The organism is Terrabacter terrae (genome assembly GCF_039529575.1).
In the GTDB taxonomy this organism is placed as follows: Bacteria; Actinomycetota; Actinomycetes; order Actinomycetales; family Dermatophilaceae; genus Terrabacter; species Terrabacter terrae.
Map to the genome: position 1 here is coordinate 431681 of NZ_BAAANB010000021.1, position 20017 is coordinate 451697.

19 protein-coding genes are annotated in these 20017 nt (G+C 71.1%); 16 read left to right on the plus strand and 3 right to left on the minus strand.

The genetic code is table 11. The features are described from left to right. Positions 1–18 precede the first annotated feature (18 nt). Complete coding sequence (locus ABD194_RS12130; RefSeq protein ID WP_343991648.1) at positions 19–936, minus strand: DUF3152 domain-containing protein; 918 nt, start codon at positions 934–936, stop codon at positions 19–21. A gap of 351 nt (positions 937–1287) precedes the next feature. Between ABD194_RS12130 and rplJ the strand changes: the two genes are divergently transcribed. From rplJ to ABD194_RS12150, 4 genes are all read left to right on the plus strand, one after another. Continuing rightward, the gene (rplJ, locus tag ABD194_RS12135; RefSeq protein ID WP_343991650.1) at positions 1288–1875 is read left to right on the plus strand and encodes a 50S ribosomal protein L10; all 588 of its coding nucleotides are present in this window, start codon (positions 1288–1290) and stop codon (positions 1873–1875) included. A gap of 66 nt (positions 1876–1941) precedes the next feature. Beyond that, entirely contained in the window at positions 1942–2328 is a 387-nt protein-coding gene (gene rplL / locus ABD194_RS12140) for a 50S ribosomal protein L7/L12 (RefSeq protein WP_142204281.1), read from the plus strand. Between the two features lie 373 nt (positions 2329–2701). Continuing rightward, positions 2702–3538, plus strand: a complete 837-nt coding sequence (locus tag ABD194_RS12145) for a hypothetical protein (RefSeq protein WP_343991652.1) — start codon at positions 2702–2704, stop codon at positions 3536–3538. Positions 3539–3618: 80 nt separating this feature from the next. Continuing rightward, entirely contained in the window at positions 3619–4464 is an 846-nt protein-coding gene (locus ABD194_RS12150; protein WP_343991654.1) for a hypothetical protein, read from the plus strand. 216 nt (positions 4465–4680) lie between these two features. On the opposite strand, the gene ABD194_RS12155 is transcribed toward ABD194_RS12150, so the two are convergent. Both ABD194_RS12155 and ABD194_RS12160 read right to left on the minus strand, forming a co-directional pair. Then, the gene (locus tag ABD194_RS12155; protein WP_343991656.1) at positions 4681–5805 is read right to left on the minus strand and encodes a pyridoxal-phosphate-dependent aminotransferase family protein; all 1125 of its coding nucleotides are present in this window, start codon (positions 5803–5805) and stop codon (positions 4681–4683) included. Next, positions 5805–7196, minus strand: a complete 1392-nt coding sequence (locus ABD194_RS12160; protein WP_343991658.1) for an FAD-binding oxidoreductase — start codon at positions 7194–7196, stop codon at positions 5805–5807. The genes ABD194_RS12155 and ABD194_RS12160 overlap by 1 nt, the downstream gene beginning before the upstream one ends. A gap of 349 nt (positions 7197–7545) precedes the next feature. On the opposite strand from ABD194_RS12160, the gene ABD194_RS12165 reads away from it, so the two are divergent. The 12 genes from ABD194_RS12165 (at position 7546) to ABD194_RS12220 (ending at position 19956) form a co-directional block, all read left to right on the plus strand. Continuing rightward, positions 7546–8439: a hypothetical protein gene (locus ABD194_RS12165; protein WP_343991660.1), complete on the plus strand. Its 894-nt coding sequence runs from the start codon at positions 7546–7548 to the stop codon at positions 8437–8439. 126 nt (positions 8440–8565) lie between these two features. After that, a complete protein-coding gene (locus ABD194_RS12170; protein ID WP_343991662.1) occupies positions 8566–9633 on the plus strand; it encodes an ABC transporter ATP-binding protein in 1068 nt (355 codons plus the stop codon). Between the two features lie 2 nt (positions 9634–9635). Further along, a complete protein-coding gene (locus tag ABD194_RS12175; RefSeq protein WP_343991664.1) occupies positions 9636–10406 on the plus strand; it encodes an MlaE family ABC transporter permease in 771 nt (256 codons plus the stop codon). Between the two features lie 10 nt (positions 10407–10416). Further along, complete coding sequence (locus tag ABD194_RS12180; RefSeq protein ID WP_425579981.1) at positions 10417–11283, plus strand: MlaE family ABC transporter permease; 867 nt, start codon at positions 10417–10419, stop codon at positions 11281–11283. Next, positions 11280–12662, plus strand: a complete 1383-nt coding sequence (locus ABD194_RS12185; protein WP_343991666.1) for an MCE family protein — start codon at positions 11280–11282, stop codon at positions 12660–12662. Before ABD194_RS12180 ends, ABD194_RS12185 begins: the two co-directional genes overlap by 4 nt. Next, the gene (locus tag ABD194_RS12190) at positions 12659–13690 is read left to right on the plus strand and encodes an MCE family protein (RefSeq protein ID WP_343991668.1); all 1032 of its coding nucleotides are present in this window, start codon (positions 12659–12661) and stop codon (positions 13688–13690) included. Before ABD194_RS12185 ends, ABD194_RS12190 begins: the two co-directional genes overlap by 4 nt. After that, positions 13687–14718, plus strand: a complete 1032-nt coding sequence (locus ABD194_RS12195; RefSeq protein ID WP_343991670.1) for an MCE family protein — start codon at positions 13687–13689, stop codon at positions 14716–14718. The genes ABD194_RS12190 and ABD194_RS12195 overlap by 4 nt, the downstream gene beginning before the upstream one ends. Then, positions 14718–15932 (plus strand): MCE family protein, encoded by a 1215-nt coding sequence (locus ABD194_RS12200; protein WP_343991672.1) that lies wholly within the window; start codon positions 14718–14720, stop codon positions 15930–15932. The genes ABD194_RS12195 and ABD194_RS12200 overlap by 1 nt, the downstream gene beginning before the upstream one ends. Further along, a complete protein-coding gene (locus ABD194_RS12205; RefSeq protein WP_343991674.1) occupies positions 15929–17194 on the plus strand; it encodes an MCE family protein in 1266 nt (421 codons plus the stop codon). Before ABD194_RS12200 ends, ABD194_RS12205 begins: the two co-directional genes overlap by 4 nt. Then, positions 17191–18489, plus strand: coding sequence for an MCE family protein (locus ABD194_RS12210; protein ID WP_343991676.1), 1299 nt, complete (start codon positions 17191–17193; stop codon positions 18487–18489). Before ABD194_RS12205 ends, ABD194_RS12210 begins: the two co-directional genes overlap by 4 nt. Positions 18490–18512: 23 nt before the next feature. Then, the gene (locus ABD194_RS12215; RefSeq protein ID WP_343991678.1) at positions 18513–19163 is read left to right on the plus strand and encodes a hypothetical protein; all 651 of its coding nucleotides are present in this window, start codon (positions 18513–18515) and stop codon (positions 19161–19163) included. Beyond that, positions 19147–19956: a hypothetical protein gene (locus ABD194_RS12220; RefSeq protein WP_343991680.1), complete on the plus strand. Its 810-nt coding sequence runs from the start codon at positions 19147–19149 to the stop codon at positions 19954–19956. Before ABD194_RS12215 ends, ABD194_RS12220 begins: the two co-directional genes overlap by 17 nt. Positions 19957–20017 lie beyond the last annotated feature (61 nt).

The following is a 20017-nucleotide window of genomic DNA, read 5'->3' on the forward strand; positions in this document are numbered from 1 at the left end:
CGCACGACCGCGTCGACGTCAGGCCGGTTTGGGCGTGGGCCACGGCCAGGCGGTGCAGCCCTTGAGGCCGTAGGTCTGCTGCATCATCACGGGTGCCACCTGGCCCGTGCCGCCGCAGTACTCGTGCGGGTGGCCGATGCCGTGGCCGACCTCGTGGTTGACCAGGTAGGTGCGGTAGGCCGCGACGTCGTTGCCGTAGGCCTCGGCGCCGAGGACCCAGCGTCGCAGGTTCAGCACGACGCGCCCGCCGTTGTGGCAGCTGACCTGCCCGCGGGTCTCCAGCGGCGCACACAGCCGGTCGGTGGTGTCCGGGCTGGCGAGCGTGATGCGCAGATCGACAGGAGCGCCATTCGCGGCCTCGGCCGGCGCCACGTCGACGAAGCGGACGCCGTCCTTGGTCTGCCAGCCACGAGGCTCGGTCAGGACCTTCCCCACGGTCGCGGCGAACTCCTGACCGGGGACGTCCGTGCCGCCCTCGACCTCGACGGTGTAGCGCACCGTCCGCCCGCTCGACGGCTCCGGCCGCAGGGCGGAGGCGGGCATCGCGACGACCGTGAATCGGCCCGAGCCGGACTCGATGACCGCGCCCTTGGCGTCCTTGCCATCGCCCTTGCGGTCGGTCCCGTCGCCCTTGGCGGCCGCGCCGGGGCGCGCGGGCGAGCTGCCACTGGCCTGCGAGTCGGTGGCAGCGTCCGGCACCTGCTCTGCCTGGTCGACCGGCGGCACGGCGGTCGTGGCGGTCGTGGCGGTCGCGGCGGCCTGCGTGACCGCCGGAGCAGGACGGTCGGCCACGGGTTCACGTGCGCCGGCGGCCGAGACGGACCAGACGTCGGCCGCCAAGCAGAGCAGCACGACCGCACCCGCCCATGAGCGCCGACGGCGGATCGCCCGCCGGTGCGCCGCGGTCGGGCGGTCGCCTCCATCGCCACTCGCCATGTCTGTCACGCTAGGACACCGACGCGGCGTGATCCGGGAGCCCGGGCCGGACGCGCGGGCGAAGCGCGGGCCAGAAAGGCGCGGCGGTGCCGGGGGCTCCACCCCGATTTGGCCGCAAGAGCCCTTGCCCGTACTCTGGTCCACGACCAATGACCGCCGGTTGGAGGCGTGGGCAACCACGATCTCCCGAAGGTTCCGCACGACGCGGGCAGCCAGCGCAGGACACTCAGCCTCACGGCATACGCGATCGTATGCCGCTGCGAGCCCCGAGCGCCCTGCGCCGGGGCTCTTTTCGTGCAGGCCCTCCGGGCCCCTTCGACGGGCGGCACCACGCAAGGGAAGGAGGCCCAGATGGCGAACGCCGAGAAGAGCGCAGCCATTGCCGAGATCACGGACAAGTTCCGTGAGTCCGGTGCGGCCGTTCTCACCGAGTACCGCGGTCTGACCGTGGCCCAGCTCTCGCAGCTGCGCAGCTCGATCCGGGAACACGCCACCTACGCCGTGGTCAAGAACACGCTCACGGAGCGCGCCGCGAAGGAGGCCGGTATCACGGCCTTCGACGGCCACCTCCAGGGCCCGTCGGCCATCGCCTTCATCACCGGTGACCCGGTCGAGGCGGCCAAGGGTCTGCGTGACTTCGCCAAGGCACACCCCCTCCTCGTGATCAAGGCTGGCGTCCTCGACGGCAAGCCCTTGGCTCCCGAGGACATCACGAAGCTCGCGGACCTCGAGTCCCGCGAGGTTCTGCTGGCCAAGCTTGCGGGCGCCATGAAGGGCTCCCTCACCAAGGCCGCCTACCTCTTCGTCGCTCCTCTGTCGCAGACGGCCCGCGTGGTCGACGCCCTGCGCCAGAAGCTCGAGGAGCAGGGCACCGCCACGCCGGCCGCTGCGGCCGACGAGGCAACCACCGACGTCGCCGAGGGTGGCGACGAGAGCTGAGCGCTCCTGCGCCCAGCTCGACTTCACAACACGCCACTCACGGCACTATCTAGGAAGGAAGCCACCATGGCGAAGCTCAGCACCGACGAGCTCCTTGACGCTTTCAAGGAGATGACCCTCATCGAGCTCTCCGAGTTCGTGAAGCAGTTCGAGGAGACCTTCGAGGTCACCGCTGCTGCCCCCGTTGCCGCCGCTCCCGCGGCCGGTGGCGGCGCCGCTGCCCCCGCCGAGGAGGAGGAGAAGGACTCGTTCGACGTCGTTCTCGTCGCCGCCGGTGAGAAGAAGATCCAGGTCATCAAGGAGGTCCGCGCGCTCACGAGCCTCGGCCTCAAGGAGGCCAAGGACCTCGTCGACGGCGCCCCCAAGCCCGTTCTCGAGGGTGTCGACAAGGCTGCGGCCGAGAAGGCCAAGGAGCAGCTCGAGGGCGCTGGCGCGACCGTCGAGCTCAAGTGATCTGACCCGGCTGAGCCGGGATCACTGCTCTACCGCGAAGGCGGGTCCGACCATCTGGTCGGGCCCGCCTTCTGCTTGTCCTGGCGGATGAGGCGGTGGCTGGCACGGTCGCGGGGCGCAGCGCCCCTCGCGGCGTGGAGCGTCGGCGGCCGTCCCAGCCCACGGCTCATTGCGTATGCCGTGCGGCCGCCGCCGATGCCGCTCGTGCCGCCACGCCCCGCTTCCACCCGTCATGCCCCGCTCCTGCCCGTCACGCCCTCAGCAGGACGGTTCGTCGGAGTCGGGGCGGAGGTGTCGCCGCAGAATCGGCCCCTGCGCCCGGTTTGCCCGCTACATTCAGGCGACTCGTCGTCGATCAGGGGATCCGGTTCACATGTCTTTTCCGCTTCGTCGTGCCCTCGCGGCCATGGGCGCCGCCCTCGTGCTGGGCAGCGCCTCCACGTTCACCAGCCCGACGGCTGGCGCGGCCGACGTCAATGGTGGCTCACCGGGCCCGATCCTCAAGGCGTGCCACAACCTGCGTGCGCTGACGAGCAACGACAGGCTGATCAACGGCCCCTACACCTTGTCCGTGTTCTCGGAATACGTGCAGCTGAGCCAGAACGTGGTGTTCCCCGGTGAGCAGTCGGTGGGCTACGAGGCCATCAACTGGACACGGACCAACCCGCGCATGCCGGCGACCGCAACCGACCAGACTCTCCTAGCGCTCTACTGCAACGGCGATCTGGCCATCCGACGCTCCAACGGCACGGTGCTGTGGCACTCGAACACGGCGAACCGCGGCGTCACCCGGTTGGCGCTCACGAGCGGTGGCAACCTGTTGCTGCTCACCGCCGGCGGTGCGGTGGTGTGGCAGGCCGGCACCGGCTCGTCGACCATGCCGGCCAACTCCATCCTGCCGAGCAACCGCAAGCTCACCAGCGATCGCAACGTCGAGGGCTGGGGCGTGCGGGACTCGCTCAGCATGCAGACCGACGGCAACCTCGTCTACCGGCAGAACGTCAAGGTGGTCTGGCAGTCCAACACGCACGTCCCCGGTTCGCGAGCAGGCCTGACGACGAGGGGTCAGCTGGCCGTCATCACGCCGGACGGCCGCTACATCTGGATGAGCCGTTCCGTCGGCTCGCGGCACTCGTTGCTCGATGTCGGGCTCGGGGGAGTGTACGAGCTCGTCGACAACAACGTGACCCCTGTGTGGGGCCTCGGCTGATGGTGGGTCGCTGCAGCTTGTCATGCCTGTCAATCGGCTCCTTCTAGCGCACAAGTCATCGAGCAGGGGAGATCCACCAGATGCCAATAGTGCTCCGTCGGGTGCTCGCCGCCGCAGCCGCCGTGCTCGCCCTGGGCAGTGCGTCGGCCCTGACGGGACCGTTGGCCGGCGCGGACGCGGCGACGGTTGCCTCGCCGGGACCGATCCTCAAGGCGTGCTACCACCTCAAGGCGGGGACGAACGCAGACCGGCTCGTCAACGGCCGGTTCGTGCTGCGGCTCAGCTCGGACCTCCTCCAGATCGAGGAGACCGCGTGGCTGAACGGGCCGGCCGGTCGTGACTCCACCTCGACCGGCACCTGGTTCCGTGACGACCCCAACGGCTTCCACCAGGCAGACCACGACCAGACCCTTCTCGCGTTCTACTGCAACGGCGACCTCGCCCTCCGTCACTCGGACGGGGCCCTCCTCTGGCACTCGAACACCGCGAACAGGGGCGCCACGAGGCTGGCCCTGACGAGCGGCGGCAACCTCGTCATGACGAACGCCGCGGGGAAGGTGGTGTGGCAGAGCGGCTCGGGCAGCGTGATCCTGCCCGCCAACTCGGTCCTGCCGAGCAACCGCCGGCTCGTGTCCGCGTGGGCGGACCAGCAGGGCGCCGCGCTGCGCAGCCTCAACATGCAGACCGACGGCAACCTCGTCTACCGGGTGGGCACGGCCGTCCGGTGGCAGACCCGGACCACGGTGCCCGGGTCGCATGCCGGCGTGACGACCCGTGGCCAGCTCGTCGTCGTGGCTCCGGACGGCCGGGTGCTGTGGAGCAGCGGCAAGACGGGCTCCAGCTACTCAGCCCTCTACGTCAGCCCGTTCTGGATCGAGCAGTACTCGCCGACCATCGCCACGATCTGGTGGTCCGGAGTTGCCTGAGCGTCGTCTCATGCCATCCAGCTGAGCCCCACACCGCACCGGCCCTTGACGGGTGTGGCTTTCGGCCTGGATCCGGGCCCGACACCGCGTCGACGTGCGCCACGGCGCGGATCCGCTGTCACCACTTCTTGCGTATGCCGTGTGGCCGCCGGAGATGCCGCTCCGCCGTCACGCCTCGCGACCGTCCCGACGGCGGACCGGCGCCGTGCCACAGTCTCAGCGGGCGTGGTCGAGGGCGTCCTTCAAAGCGGCGAGGACGAGGGCGACCCGGTCGGGACGCGCGTTGTGGCCCATCAGCCCGATGCGCCACACGGTCGAGGCGTAGGCGCCGGCGCCCGCCCCGATCTCGAGGTTGTGGCGCTCGAGGAGGTGACGGCGTACGGCGGCGGAGTCGACCCCGTCGGGCACGCGCACCGTCGTCAGCTCGGGAAGTCGGGCACCCTCCTGCGCGAAGAGCGTGAGCCCCAGCTCCTCCAGGCCGTCCTGAAGCAGGCGCCCGGCCTCGGCGTGGCGGTCCCACACCTTCTCCAGCCCCTCATCGGCAATGCGCAGCAGCGCCGCGTGCAGGCTCGCCACCATCGCCGTGGGCGCGGTGTGGTGGTAGGTGCGCTGGCCCGCACCGGAGGCCTCGCCGACGTAGCCACCGAGGAGGCCGAGGTCGAGGTACCACGACGACGGCTTCTCGACGCGACGCTCGAAGGCGCGGTCGTTGATCGTGAACGGCGCGAGCCCCGGGGCGACGCCGAGGCACTTCTGGGTGCCGGCGTAGCCGATGTCGATGCCCCAGTCGTCGGCGCGCAGCTCGATGCCGCCGATGCTCGTGACGGCGTCGACGAGCAGCAGCGCGTCGCCCTTGAGGGCGCCGAGCTCGGCGATGTCGGAGCGCACACCGGTCGAGGTCTCGGCGTGGACGGCGGCGATGATCTTCGGCGACGGGTGGGCTGCGGCCACCCGCTCCGGGTCGACGGGAGTGCCCCACTCGTGGTCGACCCGGACGACCTCGGCGCCGTGCCTGCCGGCGACGTCGACCATCCGCTCGCCGAACAGCCCGTTGACGGCCACGACGACGACGTCGCCGGGGGAGACGGTGTTGACGAATGCGGCCTCCATGCCCGCGGACCCGGTCGCCGAGAGCGGCAGCGTGCGCCGGTTCTCGGTGCCCCAGACGTGGCGCAGGAGGTCGCACGTCTCGTCCATGATCGCCAGGAAGTCCGGGTCGAGGTGACCGAGCAGTGGCGCCGCGAGGGCGAGCGTCGCCTCGGGGTAGGGGTTGCACGGGCCGGGCCCGAAGAGGTGGCGCTCGGCCATCGGGCGGTGCGTGGTGGTCGGGAGGGTGCTCATCAGAATCCTGCTCCGGGGTTGAGGATGCCCTGCGGGTCGAGGGCGTTCTTGATGCGGTGCGTCAGCGCCATGACGTCCGGTCCCAGCTGCTCGGGGAGCGCCGCGCGCTTGAGGCGGCCGATGCCGTGCTCGCCGGTGATGGTGCCGCCGAGCCCGATGGCGAGGCTCATGACCTCGGAGAACGCGTGCGCCGCACGCTCCTGCGCCGCCGCGTCCCCAGCGGGGTAGACGATCACGGGGTGGGTGTTGCCGTCACCGGCGTGTGCGACGACCGGGATCTCGACCTCGTGCCGTCGGGAGATCTCGGCGATGCCCGTCAGCAGGTCGGGAAGGCGCGGCACCGGCACACCGACGTCCTCGAGCATGATGGCCCCACGCCGCTCGATGGCGACGATGGCGGCCCGACGGGCGGCGACGAACAGCTCGCCCTCGGCGGCGTCCGTCGTGGTGAAGCACTCGCGGGCACCGCCGGCCTCGCACAACCGCTCCATCACGGCGATCTCCTCGCCGCGGGCGGCGCCCGGTGCGTCGGACTGTGCGAGCAGCATCGCCCCGGCCTCCCGGTCGAGGCCCATGCTGCGGTGGTCCTCGACGGCGTTGATGGAGGCCGAGTCCATCAGCTCCATCATCGACGCGCGCAGGGTGTTGCCGACGGCGACGACGACCCGTGCAGCGTCTTCGACCGTGTCGAAGGTGGCGACGAGGGTCGCCGGCGGCGCCTGGGCGGGCACGAGCCGCAGCGTCACCCTCGTCACGATCCCGAGCGTGCCCTCGCTGCCGACGAAGAGCTTGACGAGCGAGAGCCCGGCGGTGTCCTTGACCCGCTGGCCACCGAGGTGCACCAGTGTGCCGTCGGCCAGCACGACGTCGAGGCCCAGCACGTAGTCGGTGGTGACGCCGTACTTCACGCAGCACAGGCCCCCCGCGTTGGTCGCGACGTTGCCACCGATGGAGCAGATCTCGAACGACGACGGGTCAGGCGGGTACCAGAGCCCGTGCTCGGCGGCCGCCTGCTTGACCTCGACGTTCAGGGCGCCGGGCTCGACGACGGCCGTGCGCGTGGCCGGGTCGACCTCGACCGCGCGCATGCGCTCCATGCTGAGCACGACGCACCCGTCGACGGCGTTTGCCCCGCCGGAGAGCCCGCTGCCCGCACCGCGTGGCACGACGGGGACCGCGTGCGCGGTGGCCCAGCGCACGGTGGCCTGCACGTCGGCCGCGCCCGCGGCCCGGACCACGGCCAGCGGCATACCCGCGCCGGCGTCGGCCGTGTAGTCGAAGCGGTACGCCGCCACGCTCGCTCGCTCCGTCAGCAGGGCCCCCGGGGTGAGGGAGTCGGCGAGCCCCGCGAGGGCCTGGAGGTCGGGAGCGTCCCTGCTCACTGTCGTCACCGGAACACCGTAACCACGACCGCCGGTACCGCGCGTCCGGGACGACCGAGGGCGTATGCCGTCTGGCGCGGTCCCGCGCGACACGTCGCGGCCGCGACGCGTCTGGGCGTGGATCAGTCCCGGTAGGTTGACCGACATGGGATGGCTGTCGCGCACCTCAAGGCCCGCTGGTCCGAGCTCTGACGCTGCCCAGCCCGCCTCTCCCGCCGGCGCGCCGCCGGTGCCGGTCCCTCCGGGCGCCGCAGCCGGGGCGACGGAACCCGCGGCGACTGAGGCGGCGTCCTCGCCGCCGGACCCGGCCGTGCCGGCAGCTGGCTCCTCCAGCCCCACCGGCCGCTACGGGCCGCTGGTGAGCGTGACCAGTTTCGACGTGGCACCGCCCGAGCTCGAGTGGCAGCTGCCCCTCAACGGCGAGCTCTACCGCCTGATGCCGGGCTCCGACCGCCCGGACTACTCGCTGTTCGTGCTCGAGCGGCCGCTGCACTTCTACCCGCCGGAGGGCTTCGACCTCGCGCGTGTCGAGGCCGGACAGCTGGTGCACGACCGCAAGGGCCGCACCATGGTGCGCGCCCAGGCGATGCTGCTGTGCGCCCGCTTCGTCGGCCAGCAGCTGCACCCGGGGATGAAGGACCTGGCGGTGAACCTCGCCTACGTGATCGACAACTCGCTGGCGCGCGACGGGGAGGTCGACTTCGGCAAGATCCAGTTCGCGGCCATCGGGTTCCTCAGCGAGGGCCACGCGCCACGGTCCGGAGGTGAGCCGGTCGCGACGACCGCCGACGAGCCGGTCGCGACGACCGCCGACGAGCCGGTCGCGACGACCGCCGACGAGCCGGTCGCGACGACCGCCCACGAGCCGGTCGCCCGGTCTGCCGACGAGCCACTCGAGAACGGCCGGGCGGCCGCGGAGGAGGCCGAGCGGCACACGCCCTCCGACGTCTCGGACCTCTCCGACGTGCTCGACGAGCTGGCGCGGACGCTGCGCCGCGGCATCGAGGCGCAGCGGGGGACCCGTGTCGAGCGGCTGACCGCCGGGCTCACCATCGACCCCGAGCACCGGCTCACCGGGCTGTCCGGCAACGCCGACGGCCAGGCGCCGGTGCCCTCGCCCGAGACCTTCGACCGTCTCGCCGAGGTGCTCGCACGTCTCGCCCGCCTGGGCGATGCGGGTCGGGTGGCCGGCGTGACCGTCCGGGTGGAGGGGGAGGCCGTGAGCCACGAGGTGACGGCCACCCACGGCTGAGCCCCCGCCCGGTCCCGGCGGCCCCAGCGAGGGGGAACCACCCCGAACCCGCGCGTAACTTCCCGCCACCACCGTCGTTTCCCCCGTAGCCGAGTCGAGACGGCGGAAAGACATGGTGGAGACCACATGGGTGTGGAGATCGCGGTCAAGGGTCTGACGAAGACCTTCGGGTCGCAGACGATCTGGCGGGATGTGACCCTCACGCTTCCCGCAGGGGAGATCTCGGTCATGCTCGGGCCCTCGGGCACCGGCAAGTCCGTCTTCCTCAAGACGCTGGTCGGGCTGCTCAAGCCCGACGCCGGGTCCATCGTCATCAACGGCCGGGACCTCACCCGTCTTCGCGAGGCCGACCTGTACGAGGTGCGCAAGCTCTTCGGGGTCCTCTTCCAGGACGGCGCTCTCTTCGGGTCGATGACCCTCTACGACAACGTCGCCTTCCCGCTGCGAGAGCACACGAAGAAGAGCGAGGCGGAGATCAGGCGCATCGTCACCGAGAAGATGGAGCTGGTCGGTCTCTCCGGTGCCGAGGGCAAGCTGCCCGGCGAGATCTCGGGCGGTATGCGCAAGCGCGCCGGCCTCGCCCGTGCCCTGGTGCTCGACCCGGAGATCCTCCTCATCGACGAGCCCGACTCGGGCCTCGACCCCGTCCGCACCTCCTACATCAACCAGCTCTTCATCGACCTCAACGCGCAGATCGACGCGACGTTCCTCATCGTCACCCATGACATCAACACGGCTCGCACCGTGCCCGACAACATCGGCCTGCTCTACCACAAACACCTCGCGATGTTCGGTCCGCGCGAGATGCTGCTCAGCTCGGAGGAGCCGGTGGTGCGCCAGTTCCTCAACGCCCAGACGGTTGGCCCGATCGGCATGTCGGAGGAGAAGGACGCCGACGAGCTCGCGGCCGAGCAGGGTCAGGAGCTGCCGCCGCTGCCCCCTATCGCCCTGCAGCTCGGCACGAGCGACGGCTCGCCGCGCCGCGCCGAGCGCCCGGCCGGCGACTGGTGCCGCGCCAACGGCGTGACCCCGCCGCCCGGCTCGTTCCTCTCGAACAAGGCCGGTGTCCCCGGGGTGCGCCACGACGCCGGCGCCGAGGCGTCGGCCGCCCCGACGGCCGCCGCGACGGCCGTCCAGCCCCTTACGACGAACGGTGCCACGGCCGACTCCCAGCTCGTGGGCGAGGTGAGCTGAGCATGGCCGCACCCCTCACCGGCGCCCTGCGACAGTCCGGCTCGCTCTTCGCCCTGGCCCTCGACGTCATGCGGGCCCTGCCCAAGCGGCCGTTCCAGGTCAAGGAGTTCATCCAGCAGGCCTGGTTCATCGCCAGCGTCACGATCCTGCCCACGGCACTGGTCTCCATCCCGTTCGGCGCCGTCATCGCCCTCCAGCTCGGCACGCTGACCCGCCAGCTCGGCGCCCAGTCCTACACCGGTGCCGCGAGCGTCCTCGCGGTGCTGCGCGAGGCCAGCCCCATCGTCACGGCCCTGCTCATCGCCGGCGCCGGCGGCTCGGCGATCTGCGCCGACCTCGGCTCGCGCAAGATTCGCGAGGAGATCGACGCCATGGAGGTGCTCGGCATCAGCCCGATCCAGCGCCTCGTCGTACCGCGCGTGCTCGCCTCGATGCTCGTCGGCGTGCTGCTCAACGGGCTGGTCTCGGTCGTCGGCGTCGTGGGCGGCTACGTCTTCAACGTCATCGTCCAGGGCGGCACGCCGGGGGCCTACATCGCCAGCTTCACCGCGCTGGCACAGCTGCCCGACCTCTGGACCGCCGAGATCAAGGCGCTGATCTTCGGGGCCATCGCCGCCGTCGTCGCGGCCTTCAAGGGGCTGAACGCCGGCGGCGGCCCGAAGGGCGTCGGCGACGCCGTGAACCAGAGCGTGGTCATCACCTTCATGCTCCTGTTCGTCGTCAACTTCGTCATCACGGCCGTCTACTTCCAAGTCGTCCCGCAGAAGATCTGAGGAGGCGACCATGGCGACCAACACCCACAACCGGACCCGCACGGCCAGCGCCGAGCGGCTGCTCGACCTCGCGAGCCGTCCCTCGCGGGCGCTCGACTCGCTCGGCGAGCAGATGCGCTTCTACGTGCGCTCGCTTGCGTGGAGCGGGCGCACCCTCCGGCGCTACAAGAAGGAGGTCGTGCGCCTGCTGGCCGAGGTGTCGCTCGGAACGGGGGCCCTCTCGGTCATCGGCGGCACGGTCGGCGTCATCGCCTTCCTCGCCTTCTTCACCGGCACCGAGGTCGGACTGCAGGGCTACTCCTCCCTCGAGCAGCTCGGCACCGGCGCCTTCACCGGCTTCTTCTCCGCCTACCTCAACACCCGCGAGATCGCCCCGCTCGTGGCGGGCCTGGCGCTCGCGGCCACCGTCGGCTGCGGCTTCACGGCGCAGCTCGGCGCGATGCGCATCTCCGAGGAGGTCGACGCCCTCGAGGTCATGGGCATCCCCTCGCTGCCCTTCCTCGTGACGACCCGGATGATCGCGGGCTTCGTCGCCGTCATCCCGCTCTACGTGCTGGGCCTGCTCAGCTCGTATGCCGCGACGCGCTTCATCTCGACGGCGTACTTCGGGCAGTCGGAGGGGACCTACGACCACTACTTCCACCTGTTCCTGCCACCCGGCGACGTGTTCTGGTCGTTCGCCAAGGTGATGGTCTTCGCGGTCGTCATCATCCTCATCCACTGCTACTACGGCTACACGGCCTCGGGCGGCCCCGCAGGGGTGGGCGTGGCCGTCGGCACCGCCGTGCGCACCTCGATCGTCGCCATCAACATCGTCGACTTCTTCCTCTCCCTGGCGATCTGGGGCGCGACGACGAGCGTGAGGATCGCCGGATGATCGCCGCGTCGGCCGACCCGGTCACCGACGTCAGCACCGACGCGACGCCGGGACCGATCACCCAGCACACGCGCAAGCGGCTGGGGCAGAAGGCATACGGCCTCGTGTTCCTGCTGGTACTGGCGCTGCTCATCGGGCTGGCGATCGCCTCGTTCCAGAAGCGGTTCACGCCCGTCGTCATGGTGACGCTCGAGACCGACCGACTGGGCAGCCAGCTCCAGGAGAGCTCGGACGTCAAGCTGCGCGGGCTGCTCGTCGGCGAGGTGCGCCACGTCGAGGCCACGCCCACCGGTGCGCGGCTCGAGCTCGCGCTGCAGCCCGACGAGGTGGCCAAGATCCCCTCCAACGTGCGCGCCCGGCTGCTGCCCAAGACGCTCTTCGGCGAGCGCTACGTCGACCTGGAGACGGCGGGCAGCCCCGCCCGCCCCATCCGGGCCGGCGACGTCATCCCGCAGGACCGCAGCAAGGTCTCCATCGAGCTCGAGACCGTCCTCGACAACCTCTACCCCCTCCTGCGCACGGTGCAGCCGGCCAAGCTGGCGACGACACTGGGCGCCCTGTCCACCACGCTCGACGGTCGGGGCGAGCAGATCGGGCGCAACCTCACGCTCGTCGACCGCTACCTCAAGGCGCTCAACCCCAGCATGCCGACGATCCAGAAGGACATCAGCCTGCTCGCCGACACCGCAGACCTCTACAACGGGGTGGCCCCCGACTTCTTCCGGCTCACCGAGTCGCTCCGGGTCACGAACAGGACGATCGTCGAGAAGGACCAGCAGCTCGCCGCCTTCCTCGTCGGGACAGCCGGCTTCGCCAACGACACGGCCGGCTTCCTGCGGGACAACGAGCAGCGCATCATCCAGGTCGGCCGCGTCAGCCGGCCCACCCTCCAGCTGCTCGCCGAGTACTCGCCGATCTACCCCTGCGTCGCCTCGGGCCTGGTCAACTGGATCCCGCGCGCCAACGCCGCCTTCTCCGGTGGCACCTTCCACATCACCCTCGAGGTCGTCCCGCCGCGCCAGCCGTACCGGCCGGGGGAGGAGCCGCGCTGGGAGGACCGGCGGGGGCCCCACTGCTACGGGCTTCCCACGCCGGGCGGCTCGCAGGCCAACCCCTTTGCGGGCAACCACTTCCAGGACGGCACCAAGCCGGCCAGCAACGCCCAGCCGTTCTCCGACATCCCCTCTGCGCTGCTCGGCAACGCCTCGGCGGCTGACTCCGGCACGGCCGGCACCGCCGAGGAGCAGCAGGTCATCGGCGCCCTGCTCACCCGTGACGGCGCGCCCGCCTCGGGTGGCAGCAGCGACGGGAGAGGGAGCGGCATCCAGGCCCTGCTCGCCGGTCCGATGATGCGCGGAACGGTGGTGAGCACCCGGTGAAGGTCAAGGGATCACTCGTCAAGCTTCTCGTCTTCGCGGCCGTCACGCTCTTCGCCACGAGCATCCTCGCGCTGACGATCGCCAACATCCAGCTCGGCGACAAGGCCACCTACACCGCCGTGCTCAGAGACGCGACGGGCGTCATCCCGGGACAGGACGTCCGGATCGCGGGCGTCCGGGTCGGCGAGGTGAAGGACGTGCGGGTCGCCCACGACGCGACCTCCGACGGTGCCACCGCGGAGATCGACTTCTCGGTGCTCAAGAGCTCGGTCCTGACGCAGGGCACCGAGGTCACCGTCAAGTACCGCAACCTCGTCGGACAGCGCTACCTCGCCCTGACGCAGGGGGCCGGGGCCCCGACGGCCCTGGCCGACGGCGCGACGATCCCGCTCGCGCGCACGCACCCTGCCCTCGACCTCACCGTCCTCTTCAACGGCTTCAAGCCGCTCTTCGCCGCGCTCTCGCCGAGTGACGTGAACGAGCTGTCGGGCCTGCTCATCCAGACCCTGCAGGGCGAAGGGGGCAACGTGGACACGCTGCTCGCCAAGACCGCCAGCCTCACCAGCGCCATCGCGGACCGCGACGCGGTGATCGGCCGCACGATCGACAACCTCAACGCCGTGCTCGGCACCGTCGACGCGCACGACCAGCAGCTACTCTCGCTCATCGACCAGCTGCAGCGCTTCACCAGTGGCCTGGCCGCCGACCGCGAGACCATCGGCCGATCGCTCTCCGGCATCAACGCGCTCTCGGCCGAGACCGCCGACCTGCTCGTCTCGACCCGCCCGCTCATCAAGGGGGACGTCGCCCAGCTGCGCACCCTCGCGACCACCCTCGACAAGCCGGCCAACGTCAAGGAGTTCGAGACCTTCATCGGCAACGCCCCCAACCGCATCAACACGCTGACGCGGACGGCCACCTACGGGTCCTGGTTCAACTTCTACCTCTGCAAGTTCGACACCAGGAGCCCGATCCTGCCCGGCGTGAGCCCCACCTACGACGTCGCGTCCGCGAGGTGCAAGTCATGAGCATCCCCTTCCGGGAGCGCAACCCGGTCCCGATCGGCGCGGTCGGCCTGCTCGTCATCGCGGTGCTGCTCTACCTGGCGTTCAACGCCTCGAGCCTCCCGGTCATCGGGGGCGGGACGGCCTACAGCGCCGCCTTCTCGGAGGCCGGCGGCATCAAGCCCGACGACGACGTGCGCATCGCGGGCGTCAAGGTCGGCAAGGTCACGGGCGTCGACCTCGAGGGCGGGCACGTCCGGGTCGACTTCACCATCACCGCGGACGCCGGCTTCGGCCCGCAGACCGGCGCGTCGATCCGGATGAAGACGATCCTGGGCGAGAAGTACCTCGCCCTCGACCCCAAGGGGCGCGGGCAGCTCGACCCCGACACCCAGATCCCCGTCTCGCGCACGGTCAGCTCCTACGACGTCATCAACGCCTTCCAGGACCTCACGACGACGACCGAGCGCATCGACACCGACCAGCTCGCGAAGTCGCTGGGCGTCATCGCGTCGGAGTTCAAGGACAGTCCGCAGTACGTCCGGGCGACCCTCGACGGGCTCTCGCGCCTCTCGCGCACCGTCGCCAGCCGTGACGCCGAGCTCGGCTCCTTGCTCAAGCGTGCCAACAGCGTCAGCGGCCTGGTGCGCAGCCGCAACGAGCAGGTCTCGACGCTGGTCCACGACGCCGACCTGCTCATGGTCGAGCTCGTCAAGCGGCGCGACGACATCCGCACGCTCTTCCGCAACACGACGGCACTCGCCCAGCAGCTGACCGGCCTCGCCCGAGACAACCGGGCGCAGCTGAAGCCGGCGCTCGCCGAGCTCGACAAGACGCTCGCGCTGCTCCAGAAGCACGACACCGACCTGCAGAAGACCATCCAGGCCATGGCGCCGTTCACCCGCGTCTACGCCAACACCCTCGGCACCGGCCGGTGGTTCGACACGTGGGTCTCCAACCTCGTCGTGCCGGTGGGCACGCCCGGGCTCGCCCTGCCCGGCACGAAGCTGCCCGACCTGCTCCTGCCCGGCACCTCCGGAGGTGGTCGCTGATGCGCACGCCCAAGGCGTCCCGTATGCCGTTCGGCCGGCTCCACGCTCCCGTGACCGCGCTCGGCAAGGCCGTCACGGCCCTCGTCGTCGTCGCGCTCGTCGCGGCCGCGGTCGCGTTCTGGCCCCACCAGGGCCAGACGACCGTCAGCGCCGACTTCACCCGTGCCGTCGGCCTCTACCCGGGCTCCGACGTCCGCATCCTCGGGGTCAAGGTGGGCCAGGTCGACAGCGTGACGCCCCAGGGCGACCACGTGCACGTCACCTTCAGCTACGACGACAAGTACCGCGTGCCGGCCTCGGCCAAGGCCGCGATAATCGCGCCCTCACTCGTCTCCGACCGCTACGTCCAGCTGCTGCCGGTCTACCAAGCCGGACCGGCGCTCGCGGCCGGCACGCGAATCCCGTTGGAGCGCACGGCGGTTCCCGTCGAGCTCGACCGTGTCTCCCAGAGCCTCGACGACCTCATGGTCGCTCTCGGCCCCGACGGCGCCAACAAGAACGGAGCCCTCAACGAGCTGCTGCGCACCTCGGCTGCCAACCTCGACGGCAACGGCGAGAAGCTCAACGGCACGGTGCACGACCTCTCCACGGCTCTGTCCACCCTCTCGGGCAGCCGCGACGACCTCTTCGGCACCGTGAAGAACCTCCAGTCCTTCACCTCGATGCTCGCCGACAACAACGCGCAGGTGCGCCGGCTCAACTCCGACCTGGCCACGGTCGCCGACCAGCTGGGCGAGGAGCGGGAGAACCTCAAGGCCGCCCTCCAGAGCCTCGGCGTCGCGGTCGACGAGGTGTCGGGCTTCGTCTCCGACAACCGTGCGCTGCTCAAGAGCAACCTCGACCGCGCCGTCACCGTGACCGACGCCCTCGCCAAGAACCGCCAGGCACTCGCGCAGGTGCTCGAGAACGCGCCGGTCGCGCTGTCGAACCTCCAGAACGCCTACCACCCGCAGACCGGCACCCTCGACGTCCGCAACAACGCCAAGGGCCTCGACGACCCGCTCCTGCTCGTCTGCTCGATCCTCTCCGGGCCCACCAACGCCGGCAGCACGCAGCTGTGCGACACCCTCAAGAAAGCCGTGCTGCCGAGGCTGCCCAAGCTGCCCTCGCTGCCCAGCGGCTCGGCCCTGCAGGGCCCCCCGCAGCCCAGCGGCCTGGTCAACCTGCGTGGCGCCGACCCCACCCTCGGCGGACTGCTCGGAGGCTCCCGATGACGTATGCCGTCCGCTCCCTCCCGCGCCGGGCCTCCAGCGCCGTCGTGCTGGTCTCCCTGACGGCGCTCACCCTCGGCAGCTGCAGCGCCTACGACCTCCCGCTGCCGGGCGGCGCCGGCACCGGCGACGACTCCTACACGGTCACCGCCGAGTTCGCCGACGTGCTCGACCTGGTGCCGCAGTCGTCGGTCAAGGTCAACCAGGTGACGGTGGGCTCGGTCGAGGACATCCAGGTGACGGGCTGGACCGCGACCGTGCGGCTGCGGCTGCCCCGCAGCGTCGTGCTGCCCGACAACGCGACCGCCGAGCTGAAACAGACGTCGCTGCTCGGCGAGAAGTACGTCGCGCTGGCCCCCCCGACCGACGCGGCTCCCGAGGGACGGCTCGGTGAGGGAGACCGCATCCCGCTGTCCCGGACCAGCCGCAACCCGGAGGTCGAGGAGGTCCTCGGCGCGATGTCGCTGCTGCTCAACGGCGGTGGGGTCGCACAGCTGAAGACCATCGAGACCGAGCTCAACAACGCGATGCGCGGACGCACGGGCGACATCAGGGACGTCGTCACCCAGCTCAACACCTTCGTCGGCGGTCTCGACACCCAGAAGGGCGAGATCGTGCGCGCCATCGACAGCATCGACCGGCTGTCCAAGACCCTCGCCGACAACCGGTCCAAGATCGCCGCGGCGCTCGACGAGCTCCCCAAGGGCCTGAAGATCCTCGCCGACCAGCGACGCCAGCTCACCGCGATGCTCACCGCCCTGCGTGACCTCGGTGAGGTCGGCACCCGGGTCATCCGGGGGTCGCGGGCCGACCTCGAGGCCAACCTCCGGGCCGTCAGCCCGATCCTGCGCCAACTCAACAAGGCGGGCGACGACCTGCCGAAGAGCTACCAGCTGCTCCTGACCTATCCCTTCCCCAACAACGCGCAGGACACCATCAAGGGCGACTACACCAACCTCTGGGCGACCCTGGACACCAACCTCGGCACGATCGCCGGCAACCTCGGCGTCGGTCGCCTGCCCCAGCTTCCGAACCTGCCGAACGTGCCGCTCCCGTCGGTCCCGCTGCCCTCGCTGCCACTGCCGTCGGTGCCGCTGCCGAAGGTGCCGCTGCCCAAGGTGCCCCTGCCGACGGTCAGCGGCGTGCCGCTGCCGACGACGCTGCCCGGCGGCCTGCTCGGGTCGGGTGCCTCAGGGCCCACGGGCTCCGGCAGCGCCGACGCAGCCTCGTGGTCCACGCTCTTCCCCACCGGAGGCTCCCGATGATCACCCGCACCGTGCGCCTGCAGCTCGCCGCGTTCGCCCTGCTGTCCGTGACGCTCGTGGCGATCCTGTCGGCGGGCTACGTCGGGCTGACCGACAAGATCGCCGGTGGCAGCTACGTCGTGTCTGCCGACCTCGCGCAGTCAGGCGGGATCTTCGTCGGCGCCGAGGTGACCTATCGCGGGGTCACGGTCGGCAAGGTCGAGGGCCTGCGGCTCGCCGGCAACGGCGTCACCGTCGACGCCAGGCTCGACCGCGGCACCGAGGTGCCAAAGGACACCAGGGCCGTCGTCGAGAACCGTTCCGCGGTGGGGGAGCAGTACCTCGACCTGCAGCCGCGCACCGGGAGCGCGCCCTTCCTCGCCGCCGGCGACGTCATCCCGCGCGACCGCACCGACTTCCCGATCCGCATCGACCAGCTCCTCCAGCACGTCGACGACACCGTCGCCTCCGTTCCGCGCGACGCACTCGTGACCACGGTCGACGAGCTGGCCAAGGCGTTCCAGGGCGGCGGGACGGACCTGCAGCGGCTGATCGACTCGGGCGACGCGCTGACGGCCGCTGCGTCCGAGACACTGCCGCAGACGACCAAGCTCATCGACGACGGGCGGATCGTGCTCGACACCCAGGTCAAGAGCGGCGCCGACATCCGCAGGAGCGTCTCGGGGTTCGCCGGCGTGGCCGACGCCCTGCGGCAGGCCGACCCGGACCTGCGCCTCGTGCTCGACCGGGGCTCGGTCGCGACCTCCCAGCTCGATGCCCTGATCACCGAGAACAAGCAGAGCCTGGCGGCCCTCCTTGCCAACTTCATCACCATCGGCAACGTCACGACGGCGCGGCTCGACGGCATCGAGCAGCTGCTCGTCACCTACCCCGACGTCGTGACCGGCGGGTTCACCGTCGTCCCCGGCGACGGCACCGCCCACTTCGGCCTCGTGCTCAACGTGGATGACCCCAAGGCCTGTGAGGTCGGCTACGAGGGCACGACGAAGACCGACCCGAACCGCACCACCGGACTACCCCCCGTCAACCTCGACGCGCACTGTGCCGCCGCTCGCGGCTCGGGGACCAACGTGCGCGGTGCCCAGAACGCCCCGAAGCCGAGAACGGCCGGTCAGGGCGGACGCAGCTACCCGATGGCGTTCGGGGCGACACCCGTGGCGCTCGGCAACCCGGCCGTGACCTCCGGGCGACCTGCGTCGTTGTCAGTGCAGTCTCCGGTCGCCCCGGCCGGTGGCGACGCACAGACCGACAACGGCACGAGCTGGCTCTGGATGATGCAGGAGGCGCTCCGCTAGCCGGTGACGGAAGGAACCCCTCGATGACGATGGCCCCCACCCGCTCGGACACCGAGCGCCCACCGCGGACGCGCGAGACGTCTGACGATGCCGACCTGACCGCCGACTCCGACGTGCGCGACAGGGCGCAGGAGGCCGGTGCGGTCACCTCCGACACGCCACGTGCGGGCCTCAGGGGAGTCCGCACGTGGCGTCCCTCCACCCGTCTGCTCTGGGTCCTGGCCGCTTTGCTGGCCTTCGCCGCGGTCGCGGTGGCGGCCACCGTGGGGCGGTCCGCGTGGCAGCAGCAGCGAGACGAGGACGCAGGAGCGGCAGCCCTGGCCGCCGGCCGTCAGATCGCCGTCAACTTCGTGACGATGAACGCCTCCACCTTCGACGCCGACACCAAGCGCGTGCTCGACGAGTCCACCGGCGCCTTCGCGAAGGAGTACGCGTCCACGCTCGCCCAGCTCAAGCCCGTCGTGACGGCCAACAAGACCGTGTCGACGGTCGAGCGGGCCGAGGCGGCCCTCGTCTCGGGCGACCAGGACTCCGCCAAGGTCATCGTGGGCGTGGTCGCCCCCACCTCCAACGCCTCGACACCCAAGCCCGAGAAGAAGACGTACCGGCTCCGCCTCGACCTGGTGAAGGTCGGCGACGCGTGGAAGGTGAGCACCCTTGACTTCGTCAGCTGACCCCCGCCGCACCGCCCCGGCTGCCGGGAGCCCCCGCAAGCGCGTGGCCGGCACCCGCCGCCGGTCGCAGTCCAGCTCCGCGCCCGCCGAGATGTCCCCGGTCGCGCCTGCCGGCGCCCGCACGGGGACTGCCACCCTCGAGCGCCCCGCCGTCGACGCCTTCCCAGACGAGGAGCTCCGCGTCGACCCGTCCGACGGCATCGCGGGCCGCGACCCGGAAGAGCCCGTCGCGGACGATGCGGACGCCCGTGACGCGCTCGAGCAGCGCCGACCCGGTGGCGCCGCTGCAGACGCACCGGCCCGACGCTCCACCCGGCTCTGGCCGGCGATCGTCGCGGCCGTCCTGGCGACCGCTCTGCTCGGCGCCACGCTCGTCTACGCGCTGCGCCCGACGGTGTCCGAGGCCGACCGGACGGCTGCTGCGAGCTCGGCTCGCACCACGCTCGAGAGCCTCCTCAGCTACAGCGGCTCGTCCTTCGACAAGCACGTCGACGAGGTGCTGCCGCAGCTCACGTCGCCGTTCAAGGACCAGTTCACCAAGGTCGCAGCCACCGACATCAAGCCGATGGCGGTCAAGAACGCGGCGACGGTGCAGGCCAAGGTCTACGAGGCGGGCGTCATGGACGCGTCCGGCGACGGCAGCGAGGGCACGACGGTCCGCGTCATGGCCTTCGTCAACCAGGCCACCACCACGAAGGCGCAGCCGGCCCCCGCCATCGACCAGAACCGCGTCATCGCCACGATGCGCAAGACCGGCGACCGCTGGCTGGTCAGCGACCTCGCGGCGTACTGACCCCCCTGACCCCACCCAAAGGGCCCGGGGCACGGCCGAGGCCGTGTCCCGGGCCCGCTCC